The organism is Desulfitobacterium elongatum (assembly GCF_055378975.1).
Map to the genome: position 1 here is coordinate 1,208,214 of NZ_AP038772.1, position 15,426 is coordinate 1,223,639.

Genomic DNA, 15,426 nt, shown 5'->3' on the forward strand with positions numbered 1-15,426 from the left:
TGATTGCTCGGCCTCGAAAGACCGGTGTAGTAAATAGTAAATAAGTAGATTAGGGTGTAACCAAGTTAACAGAGTTTTGAGCATTCATGAAGGAAGCGGGTTAGGCCACAGTGAAAAAGATGTTACGAATTGGTTGGATAAAATTAGGATAGCTTCATAAACTGTTCAAGTAATTTTTATTAAGTATTTGCTTGAATCTACTTGACTTGGAGTTCACTCCAAGATCTATACTGAAAATGCAAAAATATTATAGGGAGGTTCTATTATGTTTAACTTTGATTTTTATAACCCAACACGTATTTTATTTGGTAAGGACAGACTTGAGAGCATAGATCAGTATGTTCCAGCCGATGCCACCGTCTTAATAACCTATGGGGGTGGAAGTGCTAAAAAAAGTGGTCTTATCGACAAGGTTAAAACTGTACTTGGGAACAGGCAAGTTTATGAATTCGGCGGTATAGAGCCAAATCCTCGCTACGAAACTTTGGTAAAAGCTGCAGAAATTGTACGCAGTGAGAATATTAATTTTTTGCTTGCTGTTGGCGGAGGGTCTGTTATCGACGGAACTAAATTCATAACACTTGCTTCTTCTTACAAAGGAGATTCGCGTGATTTGTTGAAGTACGGCTTTACGCCTATTACTTCTGAGGTAGTAGGTAAAGTAGTTCCAATTGGTACGGTGCTTACTTTGCCAGCAACTGGGTCTGAAGCGAATAGCGGAGCTGTGATAAGTTACGAGCACGGGAAATATGCAGTTATGAGTCCGTTAACTTTTCCTAAATTTTCAATATTAGATCCGACCCTTACTTTTACGCTTCCCAAGACTCAGGTTGCCAATGGAGTGATTGACGCATTTGTGCATACTACTGAGCAATATCTCACATTTCCTGTGGATGGTAAGTTGCAGGATCGAATAGCTGAGGGTATTTTAGAAACATTGATTGAAATAGGTGAAACCACAGTAGCTGAACCCGAAAATTATGATGCACGTGCTAATCATGTTTGGAGTGCTACCCTTGCATTGAATGGGATAGTCGGTGCAGGGGTTCCACAGGATTGGTCGACTCATATGATCGGACATGAAATCACCGCATTATTAGGCATTGATCATGGACAGACTTTAGCGATTGTATTGCCATCATTACTCGAGGTAAGACGCGAACAAAAACGCGCTAAACTTTTACAATATGCAGAACGAGTATGGCATATAGAGAGTGGCAGCGAAGAGGAAAAGGTAGACTTGGCCATTCAGAAAACCAGAGAATTCTTTGAAAGCCTTGGTGTTAAAACTCGTCTGTCTCAATATGGCGTTGGAGCTGATAAAATACCAGTTATTGTTGAACAGCTGAAGGCTCATGGGATGACTGCACTCTCAGAAACTCAGGATCTTACATTGGATATTAGCCAAAAGATTCTTGAAGGATCACTGTAATTTTCTTCCGAACCCCATACCCTATCTCACAGTAAGGTTTCTTCAGGCTATAAGATAGTTTTGCGAACGTTATGCTGACTAAACAGCTTGCCGTCGAGCTCTTGAAAAACGGACTCAAATGACACTGTCATTTTAAATAGTAGCATGGATACGTGCTACTATTTAAAAACTCTTGACTTAGAGTTAACTCCAAGTGTTATGGTATCAAATATGAGGAGGTAAAATCGTATGACGATTGCAGAAGTGAGTAAAAAATTTGATCTTTCGCAGGATACACTCCGCTATTATGAACGCATCGGACTGATTCCGAATGTGAACCGCAATAAAAGCGGAATCAGGGATTATACGGAAGAAGACTGCAGGTGGGTCGAATTTATCAAATGTATGAGAAATGCAGGTCTTCCGATTGAAGTATTAATTGAGTATGTTGGGCTGTTTCAACAGGGTGATGCGACGATTGGAGCCAGAAAAGTACTTTTGACCGAGCAGCGTAAGCAGTTAATAGCAAAAATGGAAGATATGAAGAAAACGCTAGAACGCCTGAATTATAAAATCGAAAGTTACGAACAGTCGGTGCTTGAAAAAGAAAAAGACCTAAACAGGTCGGAGGATTAGTTTTATGGAAAAAAATGAAGCAGTTTTAATGAAAAAATTAGGATTCGGTATGATGCGTCTACCATTATCGGAACAAGGGAATCCACAAAGTATTAATCAGGAACTTGTGAACAAAATGGTCGATTATTATTTGGAAAAAGGATTTACCTATTTTGATACGGCATATCGATACCATCAAGGAATGAGTGAGGTTGCAGCGAAAAGGGCGCTTGTGGAAAGACATCCAAGGGAATCCTTTACAATCACAGATAAGATGCCATCCTTTCTGGTGACTAAAAACGAAGATTACCTGCGATTTTTCGATGAGCAGTTAGAAAGATGTGGGGTTACTTACTTTGACTATTATCTGCTGCATGCCCTTGATGTGAAGAACTATGCCGTTACTTTAAAATATGGTGGTTTTGAATTTATGAAGAATTTAAAGGCAGACGGCAAGGTAAAACACATTGGGTTCTCATTTCATGACAAGGCAGAACTGCTAGACCGGATACTTACGGAACATCCGGAGATGGAGTTTGTGCAGCTTCAAATCAACTATATTGATTGGGATGATGAAAGTATCGAATCCCGTAAGTGCTATGAAGTAGCAATTAAGCATGAGAAGCCTGTCATCGTAATGGAGCCGGTCAAAGGCGGCGCGCTTGCAAACGTACCTGAGGAAGCGGCTAAATTATTTAAAGATTATCACCCGGATATGAGCGTAGCATCGTGGGCGGTCCGCTTTGCAGCTTCTTTGGATAACGTTTTCATGGTGCTCAGCGGCATGAGCGATTACGGCCAAGTCGTTGACAACATTAGTTATATGCAGGAAGTTAAGCCGTTGAAGGCAGAAGAAAAAGAAATTATAAAAAAGGCTACCGCGATTATTAACAGCAGTATTGCGATTCCCTGCACCGCCTGCCAATACTGCGTGGAGGGCTGCCCCAAAAAGATACCAATACCAAAATACTTTTCTCTGTATAATAACCAGAAACAATTTGGAATGTTCGCCCATGCGATTTATTATACGAATTTAACGCATGACTTCGGGAAAGCCTCAGACTGTATCGGTTGTAAGCAGTGTGAAAAGCATTGCCCGCAGCACATAGATATTGTGGAGCGGTTGGAAGAGGTATCCAGTGTCTTTGATGCGTAGACTCTCATGCCCCATCCGCGGTAGGATGCAGGAAACGAATAATTATTTTGATAAGTTGAGATAATTCAAAATATGGAGGATAATACAAGTGAGTTAAAAAGTATTGGTGGAACAACAGACATCACATCAGAAGCGAGGGATCGACATTAAAGCTAAAAAGTTATGGATTATCGGTTTATTTTTGATTGCTGCCATTTCACTAAGTCTAAATGTTCAGTGGATTTATTCATTAGATGGGAATCATAGAAATCCTATAGCAACCAAAGAATCCAATGCGGTAACCTCCTCTAATGAGATGCCTCAGTCATCAGAAACATATGAAGCTATTCCGTCATTAGGAACACTTCCATTGTCCTCCGCTTCTGCAGCAAACGATGGTCTTAAGTCGCCTCAAAACAATGTTCGATTTGCGGTGATTAGTGATATTCACATTCTCTCAAGCGAAACGGCACCGATGAAGTTTCGAACAGCCTTAGAAGATCTCCTTATGAATCAACAACCGTCTCTAAATTTAGTGGTATTAAATGGAGATCTTGGCGACGGTACACCTGAGGACTATCAATCGATTAACCAAATTCTTCGGTCTGTTCGGACGAGTACGGGTAAAACAACTTCGATCGTACCCACCATTGGAAATCACGAATTTTACAAAGCCTATCATGATCCTAGCAGCAATGCTTGGAATGCCGATACGTTTCCAAATCAAGATACAGATCCCCTGGCTTTACAGCGTTTTTTATCCTTTGCTGAGCGAGATAAGGTATACACAGATCACTATATTAATGGTTATCATTTCATTTTTCTTGGCTCCGAAAAGTCTAGAATGTCTGATCCTGATATCGGTGATGCTGCGTATCTTTCAGAAACACAATTAACATGGTTGAAATCAAAAATATCAGAGAACCTTACACCAGGAAAACCTGTATTTGTCTTTTTGCACCAACCCGTATTTTCCTCCAATAGTGAGGCAAAAACAAAGTACCATTTAGTGGTCCAACAGGAGGAACTAGCGAAAATCCTTCAATCGGTACCTAATGTCGTCCTCTTCGTCGGTCATTTGCACATTAAATTAGGTTCACCTGACTCTGTTGTCAAAGACACATTTACAATGTTTAATGATGCTTCTGCAAGTCGAGTACGCCAAGCCCCTGAGGCCAGCCAGGGTTTAATCATTGACGTTAAAGATGGAGCCGTAAATGTAAAAGGACGTGACTTCTTACAACACGAATGGCTACCCGAGGCTGAGTATCAACTAAACTTTTCAAAGTAACCGAAAGCGACTAGGGATCGATCTGATCACATGAATCCCTAGTCGCCTTATAATATCTAAGTAAACCCAACGGGGCATTGCACAATGTTATAATGGGAGTAGCATTTTTGATACGAAAAAATTATAACTTTAATAAAGTAATTAAGGAGAAGCGAATGAAAAATCCTTTGGGCATCTTTTCGTGGTATGGCTTCATACTTCCTTTTGAGGAAAGAATCGCCTTGATCAAAGAGGCTGGTTTTACAGCCACTTCTTTATGGTGGGAAGATGAAGAAGCTCCCTTCCCAATGAAGAAGGAGGGTATGCCCCGTTTGGTACGAGATAAAGGGTTATTATTAGAAAATATCCATGTCCCGTTTAACGATTCAAATGCGTTATGGTCAGAAGATGAATCTGTGAGAACTGAGATCGTACAAAGCCATATCCAGTGGCTTCAGGATTGTGCTGAATTTAGTATTCCAAGGATGGTCATGCATCTGACCGAAGGCGACAATCCTCCCGTTCCTAATCGTCAGGGCTTAAGGAGTATGGAAGAACTCGTGAACGTTGCCGAAGAACTAGGAGTTACGATAGCTATCGAAAATACGCGGAGAACAGATAATGTGCCCTACGTGCTTCGCAATGTTCAATCAACCCCTTTGGGTCTTTGTTTTGACAGTTCGCATCATCGTTTAACTCATAATGATTATACCCTACTCAAAGATTATGGAGATCGGCTAGTTGCAACCCATATATCCGATAATGATGGATTGCATGACCGTCACTGGCTTCCTGGTCATGGCATCATCAATTGGGATGAGGTAGCTAGAGCCTTTCCCAAAACGTTTGAAGGGTGTTTGACCTTAGAGGCTTATCCGACAGCCGAGGAGCGAAGAGAATCTCCACGGAAATTTCTAGAAAGAGCCTATCAAAAAGTCTCAGGTATTCAGATTTTATTGGGGAAATCTTAGTTCAGTTTCCTTCCTTTTGCTTGTAAGGTAATTCATGATGAAGCTAAAAATCTCAGTGAATTAATAAGGCAACTAAACCCGCTTAAGGCGGGTCTTTTGCTTTATAGTTACAGAAGCATTGACTGGTAGTATAATTGGAATACCACTATTTATAAACAGGATAAGAATTAAAGCATTTTCTCAAAAAGAGAAGGAGCTCGAGTATGAATGAAGAGAACTGTATTGTCCTTAAAAAGGTCAATAAAAGTTTTGGGAAAAAGCATATTTTGAAGGATATTGATCTACAGATACCCTGTGGCCAAATTTATGGTCTTTTGGGCCCTTCAGGTTGTGGAAAAACCACGGTCGTGAAGATCATGGCAGGAATTCTTGAAGCAACTTCTGGTGAAACCTATGTCCTAGATGAGCGAATGCCTAAGCTTAGTTTAATGAAAAAGGTAGGGTATATGGCCCAAGGAGACGCTCTCTACAATGCTCTGACAGCTGCTGAAAATCTGAATTTTTTTGGCTCAATCTATGGAATGAGTAAAGCTCTTATAAAGAAAAGAACAGCTGAAGTTATGGCTTTGGTCAATCTTACGGAGCATTTACAAAAGCCAGTTCAGGCTTATTCTGGGGGGATGAAGCGCCGACTTTCCTTGGCGATTGCCATCTTGCATAGTCCGCCGGTATTAATCTTGGATGAACCAACGGTCGGGATTGATCCGCTCCTAAGAAAGAGTATTTGGCAGGAACTCAATAAGCTAACCGATGAAGGGGTTACCATCGTTGTAACGACTCACGTGATGGATGAAGCCGATAAATGCCATAATCTTGCGATGATGAGAGATGGACGTTTGATTGCTAAGGGAACTTCCAGCGAATTGCAGTCTAATATCGGGGTAAGTAGCCTTGAAGAAGCTTTCATTTATTATGGAGGGCAACAGAATGAAGGTTAGAGCACTGGCCATTCGAATCCTGAATCAACTTCGCCACGATAAGCGAACGTTGGCCCTGATGTTGGTTGCGCCTCTATTTCTACTGACCTTAGTTCATTTGATATTGGGCGACTCAACGACGACGGAAAAAGTAGCTCTCATTAATGCACCTGTCGGGTATGTCAACAATCTCGATAAGCATAATATCGAAGTACTAAGGTTGAGTGAGAATGAGGCTAGAGCAGCTTTGGAACATGGCGAAGTGGTTGCCACACTCAATATAATGAGCGGTAAATCGGTTATTGAGGTGGACGGAAGTAACCCTGCAAAAGCAAAATTCGTCCTAGCAGCCTTGGAACAAGCAAAAATCAAAACGTTTGCATCTCGGCCGGATCTTCAATCCGATGTAAAATATGTCTATGGGTATGAAGATATCCCCACGTTTGACAATTTTGGGGCAACCTTGATTGGCTTTATTGTTTTTTTCTTCGTTTTCCTTGTATCGGGAATTTCCTTCTTGCAGGAGAGAACAACGGGGACTCTGGAGAAACTCCTTTCCATGCCGATTAGACGGTGGGAAATCGTTAGCGGATATGTGCTGGGCTTTGGCCTGTTTACGGTAATACAGTCCTTGCTGGTCTCTTGGTTTTGTGTTTACGTGCTCGATGTCATGATGATTGGCTCCTTTCCTTTGGTGATTCTGATCGTCTTACTTACAGCTGTAGTGGCACTTTCGTTAGGACTATTGGCTTCCACTGCAGCTAGCAACGAATTTCAGATGATACAGTTTATTCCAATCATTGTCGTCCCTCAGGTGTTTTTCTCTGGATTGTTTGATCTACCTCCAGCGATGAAGATTCTCGGACGAGCAATGCCTCTATACTATGTTGCTGATGCATTGAAACAGGTGATGATTAAGGGCAATGGATTCTCTGTAATTGCTTTGGATATCGCAGTGATATTGGGGTGTTCTATTATTTTCATGACTATCAATACCTTGCTTCTAAAAAAATATCGGAGAATTTAGCGAGTGAAATCTCGCATGGTGTGATCATAGGTGATCGTGCTCCCAAATCGTCTTAGCCTGTTTGAAGTTCGTTTGTTTCTGATCAGTAATTGATTGAGGAGGATTAAAGTGAAAAGAAAATTCCTGGCAGTGTCTCTTATGATGATGCTATTAGCACTTAGTGGCTGCTCTTCATCTCAAACCAGTAAAGTGCTTGAAGGAGTGGTGGAAACGACGATTTTTTCCCAGTACAGTGAGGTATCTGGTAAAATTACGATGCTGCCTATAGAACTAGGACAGCAGGTAAAAGCGGGGGATGTTATTGCAATAATCGATGACAGCAATGAACAGTATGCTTTAGAGCAGTTAAAAACAACTCTCGCTAAAAAGCAAGCCGTATTAGCTGAGTTAAATAGCGCTTATATTCATCCGGAAGAAATCAAACAGGGTCAAAATAATGTCATCCTTGCTCAGAAAGCTGTTGAACGTGTTCTCATACTCAATGACAAATCAAAAAAAAATTATGAAACAACTCGAGCTTTATATGAAGGTGGAGGCGTTGCTCAATCGGCACTTGATAATGCCAAATATCAATTGGATTTGACGGCCTTAGATATAGTGACGACTCAAACTCAACTGGACAATGCCAACCAAAAATTAGCCTTGCTGAATCAGGGAATTGATAACAAAGACAAAATAGCTTCTGCCCAAGCTGATATTGCTCAGACAGAAAGCCAAATCCGTCAGGAAAAAGACAAGTTAGCAAAATATAAGATTACGGCGATAAGTGATGGTACCATCATTAGCAAAAACTATGTACTCGGTGACATCGTGGCCCCTAGTTACAATTTGGCGGATATCGCTTCTGAAGCGGAGAAGGTTTTAGTGGCTTATCTTCCTGAAGATCAATTATCTAATATCACCTATGGACAAGAGTTAGTAATCAAAAAGGGAGAAAAGGAATATAAGGGAACAGTCAGCTTTATCGATTTGGAAGCACAATATACTCCGAAGGACATGCAAACCTCAGCGAACAAGAATAAAGACAGCGTAAAAATTAAAGTCCGACTTGCCGCTGATACACCTTTAAGGCCGGGAGAGAGAGCGGAGCTCTTAGTTAATAAATAGATTCTTTTAAAAAACCATTCAATGAACTAACTATGAAGGTGATTTCTGTATTAAACAGGAGTCACCTTTTATTTGTTTTATGTTATAAATTGTTACAAAAAAGAAGGCGCTATGTTCACTTTTGGTAATCTGGGGGCAAAATAATTGGTTTATTTAGTCGAGATTATAATTATGCTCGAGAAATTTGTAACTAATAAAATAATTTAAAGAATTGAATGGGCCATTTATAGGGCTTTCTAGACTTTTTTCAAGAATTGTAGCTGAGCATGGCATGAACTTTGCATTATACTAGTGCGACAACACAGGAGGTGAAAGACAGGAGATATGCTAAATAATCCACAAAGTTTTTAAGGAGGGATAAACAATGGAAGAGAAAAATTTAAACACTGAGGGTAGCGCAAAAATTAAATATGGAAATGCTATTGTAAAAGTGGATCAATTTAAAACCCAGGATAAACCAGGAGATCGTAAATGGACTTGGGAAGAAGATGGGTATAAGGTTGTTCGTGGAAATGCCCGCACAGGCCCAGGATGTCACGATAATTGCGGCGTCTTAATGTATGTTAAAGACGGTGTATTAGAAAAGATTGAAGGAGATCCAGAAAATCCATATAACCAAGGAAGACTTTGTCCTAGATGTCTTGCGGTTAAAGAAATGCTTTATCATAAGGATCGTATCAAATACCCTATGAAACGTGTTGGTGAGCGTGGCGAAAATAAATGGGAAAGAGTCACCTGGGATGAAGCTTATGATTTCATTGAAGAGAAATTAAAAGGGATTTTTGCAAAATATGGTCCAGAAAGTATTTACGTAACGCAGGGAACTGGCCGCGACATTAATGGATATGGCGGAAGAATTGCTCAATCCATGGGCAGCCCAAATTATGGGATGGGATTCCTAAGTGGTAATGCGTGTTATGTGCCTAGAGTTTTCAGCACCGCGTTAAAGCTCGGCGTTCTGGTTGTTGGCGATTATTCGCAATTCTTTCCTGAGCGCTATGATCATCCTGAATATGAAGCACCAGAATATATTCTGATTTGGGGAAATAATCCGGTCGTGGCAAATTCAGATGGTACATTAGGACACTGGATTGTTGAACTGATGAAAAGAGGCACCAAGTTAATCACTATCGATCCTAAAATGACTTGGCTCGCATCACGTTCAGAGTATTTTTTGCAGGTTAGACCTGGGACAGATGCTGCGTTAGCTCTAGCATTTGCCAACGTTATCTGCGAAGAGGGCTTATATAACAAAGAATTCGTAGAAAAATGGACTTATGGATTCGAAGAGTATGCTGAACATTGTAAAGAGTATACTCCGGAAAAAGCAGCTGAAATATGCGGCGTTGATGCATCCTTGATAAGGGAAGCAGCACGAGCCTTTGCCAAAGCAAAATCTGGGGCCTTGCAATGGGGAGTCGCTATGGACCATACGTCTGAGGGCTTTATTACCGGTATGGCTTGCATGGATTTAATTGCATTAACCGGTAATTTTGAAAAACCAGGCTCAATGGTTGCTGCTCGTCCTTGCTTTGGAATCGCGGAACCATGGTCAGGCCGTTGGGGCGGGGAAAAGCCCATGCTTTCGGAGGAACAGGCTCAAAAGAGAATGAATTCGGATTACCCTACATTACAGGCAATGAATTGTATAAGCCAGGACATGTTATTAAAAGCAATGCTTACGGGTGACCCTTATCCAATTAAGGCAACTTGGATGCAGACCAATAATCCAATCACTTGCATGGGTGCAGATCCGAAAACAATATTGAAGGCTCTTCAGAATATGGAATTCAATGTTGTTGTAGATATGTTTGTTACTCCTACGGCGCTTGCTGTGGCAGATATTGTGCTGCCAGCTGCGGGTTTTGCAGAGAGAATAGGACTGACGGGACATCAGCCTTATTACCTCGGGGCGATTGTTCAAGCAGTAGAACCACTTGGAGAATGCCGATCTGATCAACAAATCATTTATGAAATCGGGAAACGTTTTAGGCCAGATAGAAATGAATGGAATAATGACCTCGAGTTTTATAATTCAATCTTGGGGCGCATTGGCCTCACCTATGATGACATGAAAGAACGGACATGGGCATATCCGGAATTTGAGTATTACAAGCATGAAAAAGGTTTATTGCGAGCAGATGGTGAACCTGGATTTGAGACAGCGAGTGGAAAATATGAATTTAAGTGTGAATTTTTGGAGCTATTCGGGCTAGATTCACTTGCTATCTATACTGAGCCTGTGGAAAGCCTGTCAGCACTCCAGAACTAGCGAAAGAGTATCCGTTGGTTTTAACTACTGGCGCCAGAAGATGGGGCCTGTTCCATTCAGAGCATCGGCAAAGTCCGTCTATGCGCCGAATAAGTCCAGATCCTATGATTATGATTCATCCGGAAACGGCAGCTAAATACGGCATTAAAGACGGGGACTGGGTAGACGTAGAGAATAACTTCGGAAAATGTAAACAGAAGGCAGAGCTTTCTACACGCATTCGTAAGGATACTGTATCAGCTGATCACGCATGGTGGTTCCCTGAAAGAAATCCTGAAGATGGTACTTTCTTCGGAGTGTTTGAGTCAAATATTAACTGTCTTGTTCCGATGAGACCTGGAAAATCTGGTATCGGTGCATCATACAAATCGTTGCTATGTAAAATTTCTAAACATGAGGGGAGCGAAAAATAATGGCCGTATATGGTTTGCTGATTGATTATGAATATTGCAGTGGTTGCCATACCTGTGAAGTTGCATGTCAGCAAGAACACGGTTTTGATGCAAAAAAGCTTGGAATTGAGATAAAAACGATTGGACCAACCCCTCTAGAGAACCGAAAGTGGCAATACGATCATATTCCTACACCCACAGCATTTTGTGATCATTGCGAAGATAGGATTGCAAAAGGAAATACTCCCAGTTGCGTAAAACACTGCCAAGCTGGTTGCATGTTCTTCGGCGAAATTTCAAGTTTGGCAGAAAAAATGGACCGTGAAAAAATGGTTCTATTCGCGCTAAAGTAAAAACATATAACCCTAGAATGATTTTCAATTGTCCAATAAGAAAGGAGAATAAACAAACTATGTGCTTTCGTCCACCTTCAGCTGTTAAGCCAATACCATGTCCATCTTGTGGAACAGTAAACCCTTCTACAAGCACCGTTTGCAGAAAATGTAAAGAACCACTCGACAAAAAATAATAAATGTGAGAATAAAGGTTTTAACTGGTTTTAATATGGCATTGCCTGATTCCATTTCTGACAATGCCATATAAACCTCTTTTGGCTGCTTGTTTATACTTCAAAAACACCTCTGGAAGGTTTTGACCGAAAGGTCTATAAAATATGTAAGGGAGTGTGTTCAATGACAAAAAGATTCATTGGCCTATTTATTGCTTTAATAATTTTAATAGGTGCGAAATTTTCACCCCCGCCAGCAGGACTTTCTTCAGCAGGGTTACTTTCTTTAGGCATATTAGCAGCGGGTATTGTTTTGTGGATTTGTGAAACTTTTCCTTCCGCTATCACAGGGTTACTTCTAATGGTGCTGGTTCCCATATTTGGTGTTATGGATATGACTAATGCATTCAAAAGTTTTGGAAATGTATCTGTGTTCTTTATCATTGCGACTTTTTCGATACCCATCATTTTAAGTAAAACTAAAATCCCTGATAAGATTGTTGCAAGAATGCTTAACTGGGCTGGGACAAGTTCGGAAAAATTGGTACTCGGATTTCTGCTTTGTACTGCAACACTCTCCACGATTGTGTCGAATACACCTGATGCGTTAATGTTTCTCGGTTTATCCTATCCAATATTGAAAGCCGTGAATGCGAGACCCGGTTCTTCCAATTTAGGCAAATGCCTAATGATCGGAATTCCTCTTTCTGCAATGATTGGTGGATTTGGAACACCCGCAGGAACTAATATTAATATTCTCGCGCTCAGTCTTTTCCAAACAGCCACAGGAATTTCCGTATCGTTTTTGCAATGGATGGCAGTAGGAATCCCCATGTATCTGATAATGACAGTAATAACCTGGTTCTCTCTCGTTAAGATCTTTAAACCAGAACCAATCACAGAGGAAGTTCTGGAAACAGTACGCAAAAATGAAAGTCAGCTAGGGAAAGCTGACGCTTATGAGCAAAAGGTTATAATCACCATTATTACTTTGTTTGTATTATGGATTTCAGGGAGCTGGATTCCAGCACTTAACACGACCATAGTAGCGATGGTCGGATTAGCAGTAATGTTCCTACCTAAAATTGAGTTAATGACTTGGGATGAGTTTAGCCATGGAGTCCCCTGGGCTGTTGTCATTGTATTTGGTAGTGTAAATGTTGTTGCGGCAGCAGTATTAACTAACGGTGGTGCTAAATGGATTGCAGACTTATTCATAGGCTCTACGCATAATCTTACAGTGTTGCCGATTCTATTACTCTTTTCACTTCTTATCGTTTGTATGCATGCAGTATTTCCAGTTGGCCCGGCGGCCGTTGCAATGTTTGCTGCACCTATGGTGGCGGTTGCAACTGCAGGCGGTTTCTCCCCGGTAATAACAGCATTCATACTAGCATTCGGATTTGGTGCAACGTGGCTACTCCCACTCAATCCAGTCTTTTTGTTAACCTATAGTTCGGGTTATTATAAAATGACGGACACCCTGAAAGCAGGAATTTTACCCTCCGTGGCTTTGATAGTGCTAATGTCCACTTTGATACCATTTATCGTTTCTTTAATGGGCTTCTAGAGTATCGTATTGCCAATAAACAGTTTCATGATATAACATCGCCTGATTCCATTTAGGATATGCCTAACATACATGGAGGGTATAAACCATGAACAGAAAATTCCCCCATCTTTGCAGCCCCATAAAAATTGGCGGAATTACCCTGAAAAACAGGATAATTTCCGCTCCTATGACTTACCCTGATATCACACCCGAAGGCTATATCACGAAGGAGACAGCAGCCTTTTATGAGCTGCGGGCCCAAGGGGGCGCGGCTGCGGTTACCGTCAGTGAGGCTGTCGTGCATAGCGCTACAGGCAAGAGCCATGCTACACATATCAGTTTGGAGGGGGATGGGGTTCTGCCCGGGCTGACCGTAGCGGCCAGAGCCATTAAACGTCACGGCGCCATTGCCAGCATGGAGCTATCCCACGGCGGTAAATATGCCGCAGCTGATAAAGTGGACAAAAGTGTGATGAAGGACAGCGTGAGATACGGCCCCAGCGCTGAGGTGCTTGCCAGCGGCGCAGTGATACAGGAGATGCCCAGGGAAATGATCCACGAGATTGTAGAGGCCTTTGGCAAAGGCGCAGCCCTGTGTAAACAAGCAGGCTTTGAGATGGTGCTGGTGCATGCTGGTCACGGCTGGCTACTACAACAGTTCTTGTCTCCCGCCTCTAACAAAAGAACAGACGAATATGGCGGATGTCTTGAGAATCGTGCTCGCTTCACCTGTGAGGTTTTGTGCAGAGTGAGAGACGCTGTTGGCCCCGAATTCCCAATTGAGCTCCGTATGAGTGCGAATGAATACTCCGAGGACGGCTATGGTCTGGATGAAGCAATAGAGTTCGCCAAGCTGATCGAGGACAAGGTGGATTTGCTCCAGGTTTCCACCGGCACCCATGAGGGTTGTTTCGATAAAACCCATCCTCCAATGTTCGCAAAGCGGGGCTGTAACGTTAAGTACGCCGCTGAGATTAAGAAGCACGTAAAGGTTCCGGTGGCAACCTTGGGTGCACTGAACGATCCGGAGATGATGGAGGAGATTATCGCTTCAGGACAAGCAGATGTAGTCGAGATGGGCCGCGCTCTCCTGGCTGATCCCTATCTACCTAAAAAGGTGTTGCTGGGGAAAGACGAAGAGATTGTGCACTGTGTCCGCTGCTTTACCTGTATGGCGGAGCGGATGGTCACTGGAACCAGAATTTGCGCCCTCAATCCCATAATCGGCAGAGAGTATGAGAGTCGCTTTGCTCTCCCGGCCTCTACCCCCAAGAAGGTTCTAGTGGCAGGTGGCGGCCCAGGCGGTATGGAGACGGCCATTACAGCGGCACAACGGGGTCATAATGTTATCCTGTGTGAGAAGACGGAGTCGCTGGGTGGCGCGCTGCGATGCGAGAGGGCCATCCCTTTTAAGAAAGACTTGTATAGTTTTATCGCCAGCAAGTCACTGCAGATGGAGCAGGCCGGTGTGGAGGTGCGTCTGAATACCGAGGTGACAAAAGAACTTGTGGAAAAAGAGGCGCCCGATGTGCTAGTTGTGGCAGTGGGTGCGGAGCCCATTGTGCCGCCTATTCCGGGTATAGATAACCCTAAGGTGGTAGTGGCAAATAAGCTGTCCGAGCAAAACGTGAAGATTGGCCCAAAGGTGGTCATTCTTGGTGGTGGATTAGTTGGCTGTGAAGCGGCGGTGCATCTAGCTCAGGAGGGCAAGAATGTTACTATTATCGAGATGCAGAAGGATGTGGCCATGGATGCAAACGGGCGTCACAGACCGATTCTCATGGATCTTCTAGCAGAACTTGTGAAGATTAAGACAGGTCAGCGGGGTGCAAGAGTAACCGACGAAGGCCTCGTCTGCGTCGACGAAAGCGGTACGGAAGAGACTTTTCCGGCGGACACCATTCTCTGCGCGGTGGGCCAGCGCTCCCTACGGGGTGTGGTAAACGAGCTGCTGGATGCTGCTCCCGAAGTTGTTCAGGTGGGCGACTGCGTGAGACCGCAGCAGGTTACCGACGCGGTTTTTCGCGGTCACTATGCAGGTTTGGATATCTAACAACGGAACACTGAAAATGCGCTACAAATTGTGAATGTACCCCTTCATGTTAGTTCAGCTAATATGAAAGGGGTACATTCTAAAAAGCTATATCAAGAGGTTATATCTGTAGCAGCGGTTCTAGACTCACTTTCAAAATTCGCGCTATACTAAATCGAATGGTAATGATAATCTATGCAATAATTAGCACTCAATT

The 15,426-nt window shown here is 42.5% G+C and carries 13 protein-coding genes; all 13 read left to right on the top strand.

What is annotated here, in order from left to right; translation table 11 throughout:
• The first annotated feature begins 265 nt into the window (after window positions 1–265).
• The 13 genes from ACZ42W_RS05600 to ACZ42W_RS05660 all read left to right on the top strand — a co-directional run bounded on the left by ACZ42W_RS05600 (window position 266) and on the right by ACZ42W_RS05660 (window position 15,230).
• Window positions 266–1,432, top strand: coding sequence for an iron-containing alcohol dehydrogenase (locus ACZ42W_RS05600; protein WP_464169048.1), 1,167 nt, complete (start codon window positions 266–268; stop codon window positions 1,430–1,432).
• Window positions 1,433–1,660: 228 nt separating this feature from the next.
• Entirely contained in the window at window positions 1,661–2,047 is a 387-nt protein-coding gene (locus ACZ42W_RS05605) for a MerR family transcriptional regulator (RefSeq protein WP_464169049.1), read from the top strand.
• 28 nt (window positions 2,048–2,075) lie between these two features.
• Window positions 2,076–3,182 carry an aldo/keto reductase gene (locus ACZ42W_RS05610; protein WP_464170873.1) on the top strand — a complete coding sequence of 369 codons (1,107 nt, stop codon included), beginning with the start codon at window positions 2,076–2,078 and terminating at the stop codon, window positions 3,180–3,182.
• Between the two features lie 106 nt (window positions 3,183–3,288).
• Window positions 3,289–4,452 carry a metallophosphoesterase family protein gene (locus ACZ42W_RS05615; protein ID WP_464169050.1) on the top strand — a complete coding sequence of 388 codons (1,164 nt, stop codon included), beginning with the start codon at window positions 3,289–3,291 and terminating at the stop codon, window positions 4,450–4,452.
• Between the two features lie 155 nt (window positions 4,453–4,607).
• Window positions 4,608–5,402 carry a sugar phosphate isomerase/epimerase family protein gene (locus ACZ42W_RS05620; RefSeq protein WP_464170874.1) on the top strand — a complete coding sequence of 265 codons (795 nt, stop codon included), beginning with the start codon at window positions 4,608–4,610 and terminating at the stop codon, window positions 5,400–5,402.
• Window positions 5,403–5,605: 203 nt separating this feature from the next.
• Window positions 5,606–6,340 (top strand): ABC transporter ATP-binding protein, encoded by a 735-nt coding sequence (locus tag ACZ42W_RS05625; protein ID WP_464169052.1) that lies wholly within the window; start codon window positions 5,606–5,608, stop codon window positions 6,338–6,340.
• A complete protein-coding gene (locus tag ACZ42W_RS05630) occupies window positions 6,330–7,346 on the top strand; it encodes an ABC transporter permease (RefSeq protein ID WP_464169053.1) in 1,017 nt (338 codons plus the stop codon). The genes ACZ42W_RS05625 and ACZ42W_RS05630 overlap by 11 nt, the downstream gene beginning before the upstream one ends.
• A 108-nt stretch (window positions 7,347–7,454) precedes the next feature.
• The gene (locus ACZ42W_RS05635) at window positions 7,455–8,453 is read left to right on the top strand and encodes an HlyD family secretion protein (protein ID WP_464169055.1); all 999 of its coding nucleotides are present in this window, start codon (window positions 7,455–7,457) and stop codon (window positions 8,451–8,453) included.
• Between the two features lie 364 nt (window positions 8,454–8,817).
• A complete protein-coding gene (locus ACZ42W_RS05640) occupies window positions 8,818–10,725 on the top strand; it encodes a molybdopterin-dependent oxidoreductase (protein ID WP_464169057.1) in 1,908 nt (635 codons plus the stop codon).
• A gap of 14 nt (window positions 10,726–10,739) precedes the next feature.
• Window positions 10,740–11,138, top strand: a complete 399-nt coding sequence (locus ACZ42W_RS05645; RefSeq protein WP_464169058.1) for a molybdopterin dinucleotide binding domain-containing protein — start codon at window positions 10,740–10,742, stop codon at window positions 11,136–11,138.
• The gene (locus ACZ42W_RS05650) at window positions 11,138–11,470 is read left to right on the top strand and encodes a 4Fe-4S dicluster domain-containing protein (protein ID WP_464169060.1); all 333 of its coding nucleotides are present in this window, start codon (window positions 11,138–11,140) and stop codon (window positions 11,468–11,470) included. Before ACZ42W_RS05645 ends, ACZ42W_RS05650 begins: the two co-directional genes overlap by 1 nt.
• 339 nt (window positions 11,471–11,809) lie before the next feature.
• Window positions 11,810–13,195, top strand: a complete 1,386-nt coding sequence (locus tag ACZ42W_RS05655; RefSeq protein ID WP_464169062.1) for an SLC13 family permease — start codon at window positions 11,810–11,812, stop codon at window positions 13,193–13,195.
• Between the two features lie 88 nt (window positions 13,196–13,283).
• Entirely contained in the window at window positions 13,284–15,230 is a 1,947-nt protein-coding gene (locus tag ACZ42W_RS05660; RefSeq protein WP_464169064.1) for an FAD-dependent oxidoreductase, read from the top strand.
• Window positions 15,231–15,426: the final 196 nt, after the last annotated feature.

Excerpts from the sequence above, each read along its gene's own strand:
- ACZ42W_RS05600 (WP_464169048.1), top strand. The coding sequence starts at position 266 with ATGTTTAACTTTGATTTTTATAACCCAACACGTATTTTATTTGGTAAG.
- ACZ42W_RS05660 (WP_464169064.1), top strand. The coding sequence starts at position 13,284 with ATGAACAGAAAATTCCCCCATCTTTGCAGCCCCATAAAAATTGGCGGA.
- ACZ42W_RS05610 (WP_464170873.1), top strand. The coding sequence starts at position 2,076 with ATGAAAAAATTAGGATTCGGTATGATGCGTCTACCATTATCGGAACAA.
- ACZ42W_RS05640 (WP_464169057.1), top strand. The coding sequence starts at position 8,818 with ATGGAAGAGAAAAATTTAAACACTGAGGGTAGCGCAAAAATTAAATAT.
- ACZ42W_RS05620 (WP_464170874.1), top strand. The coding sequence starts at position 4,608 with ATGAAAAATCCTTTGGGCATCTTTTCGTGGTATGGCTTCATACTTCCT.
- ACZ42W_RS05605 (WP_464169049.1), top strand. The coding sequence starts at position 1,661 with ATGACGATTGCAGAAGTGAGTAAAAAATTTGATCTTTCGCAGGATACA.
- ACZ42W_RS05655 (WP_464169062.1), top strand. The coding sequence starts at position 11,810 with ATGACAAAAAGATTCATTGGCCTATTTATTGCTTTAATAATTTTAATA.
- ACZ42W_RS05625 (WP_464169052.1), top strand. The coding sequence starts at position 5,606 with ATGAATGAAGAGAACTGTATTGTCCTTAAAAAGGTCAATAAAAGTTTT.
- ACZ42W_RS05650 (WP_464169060.1), top strand. The coding sequence starts at position 11,138 with ATGGCCGTATATGGTTTGCTGATTGATTATGAATATTGCAGTGGTTGC.
- ACZ42W_RS05630 (WP_464169053.1), top strand. The coding sequence starts at position 6,330 with ATGAAGGTTAGAGCACTGGCCATTCGAATCCTGAATCAACTTCGCCAC.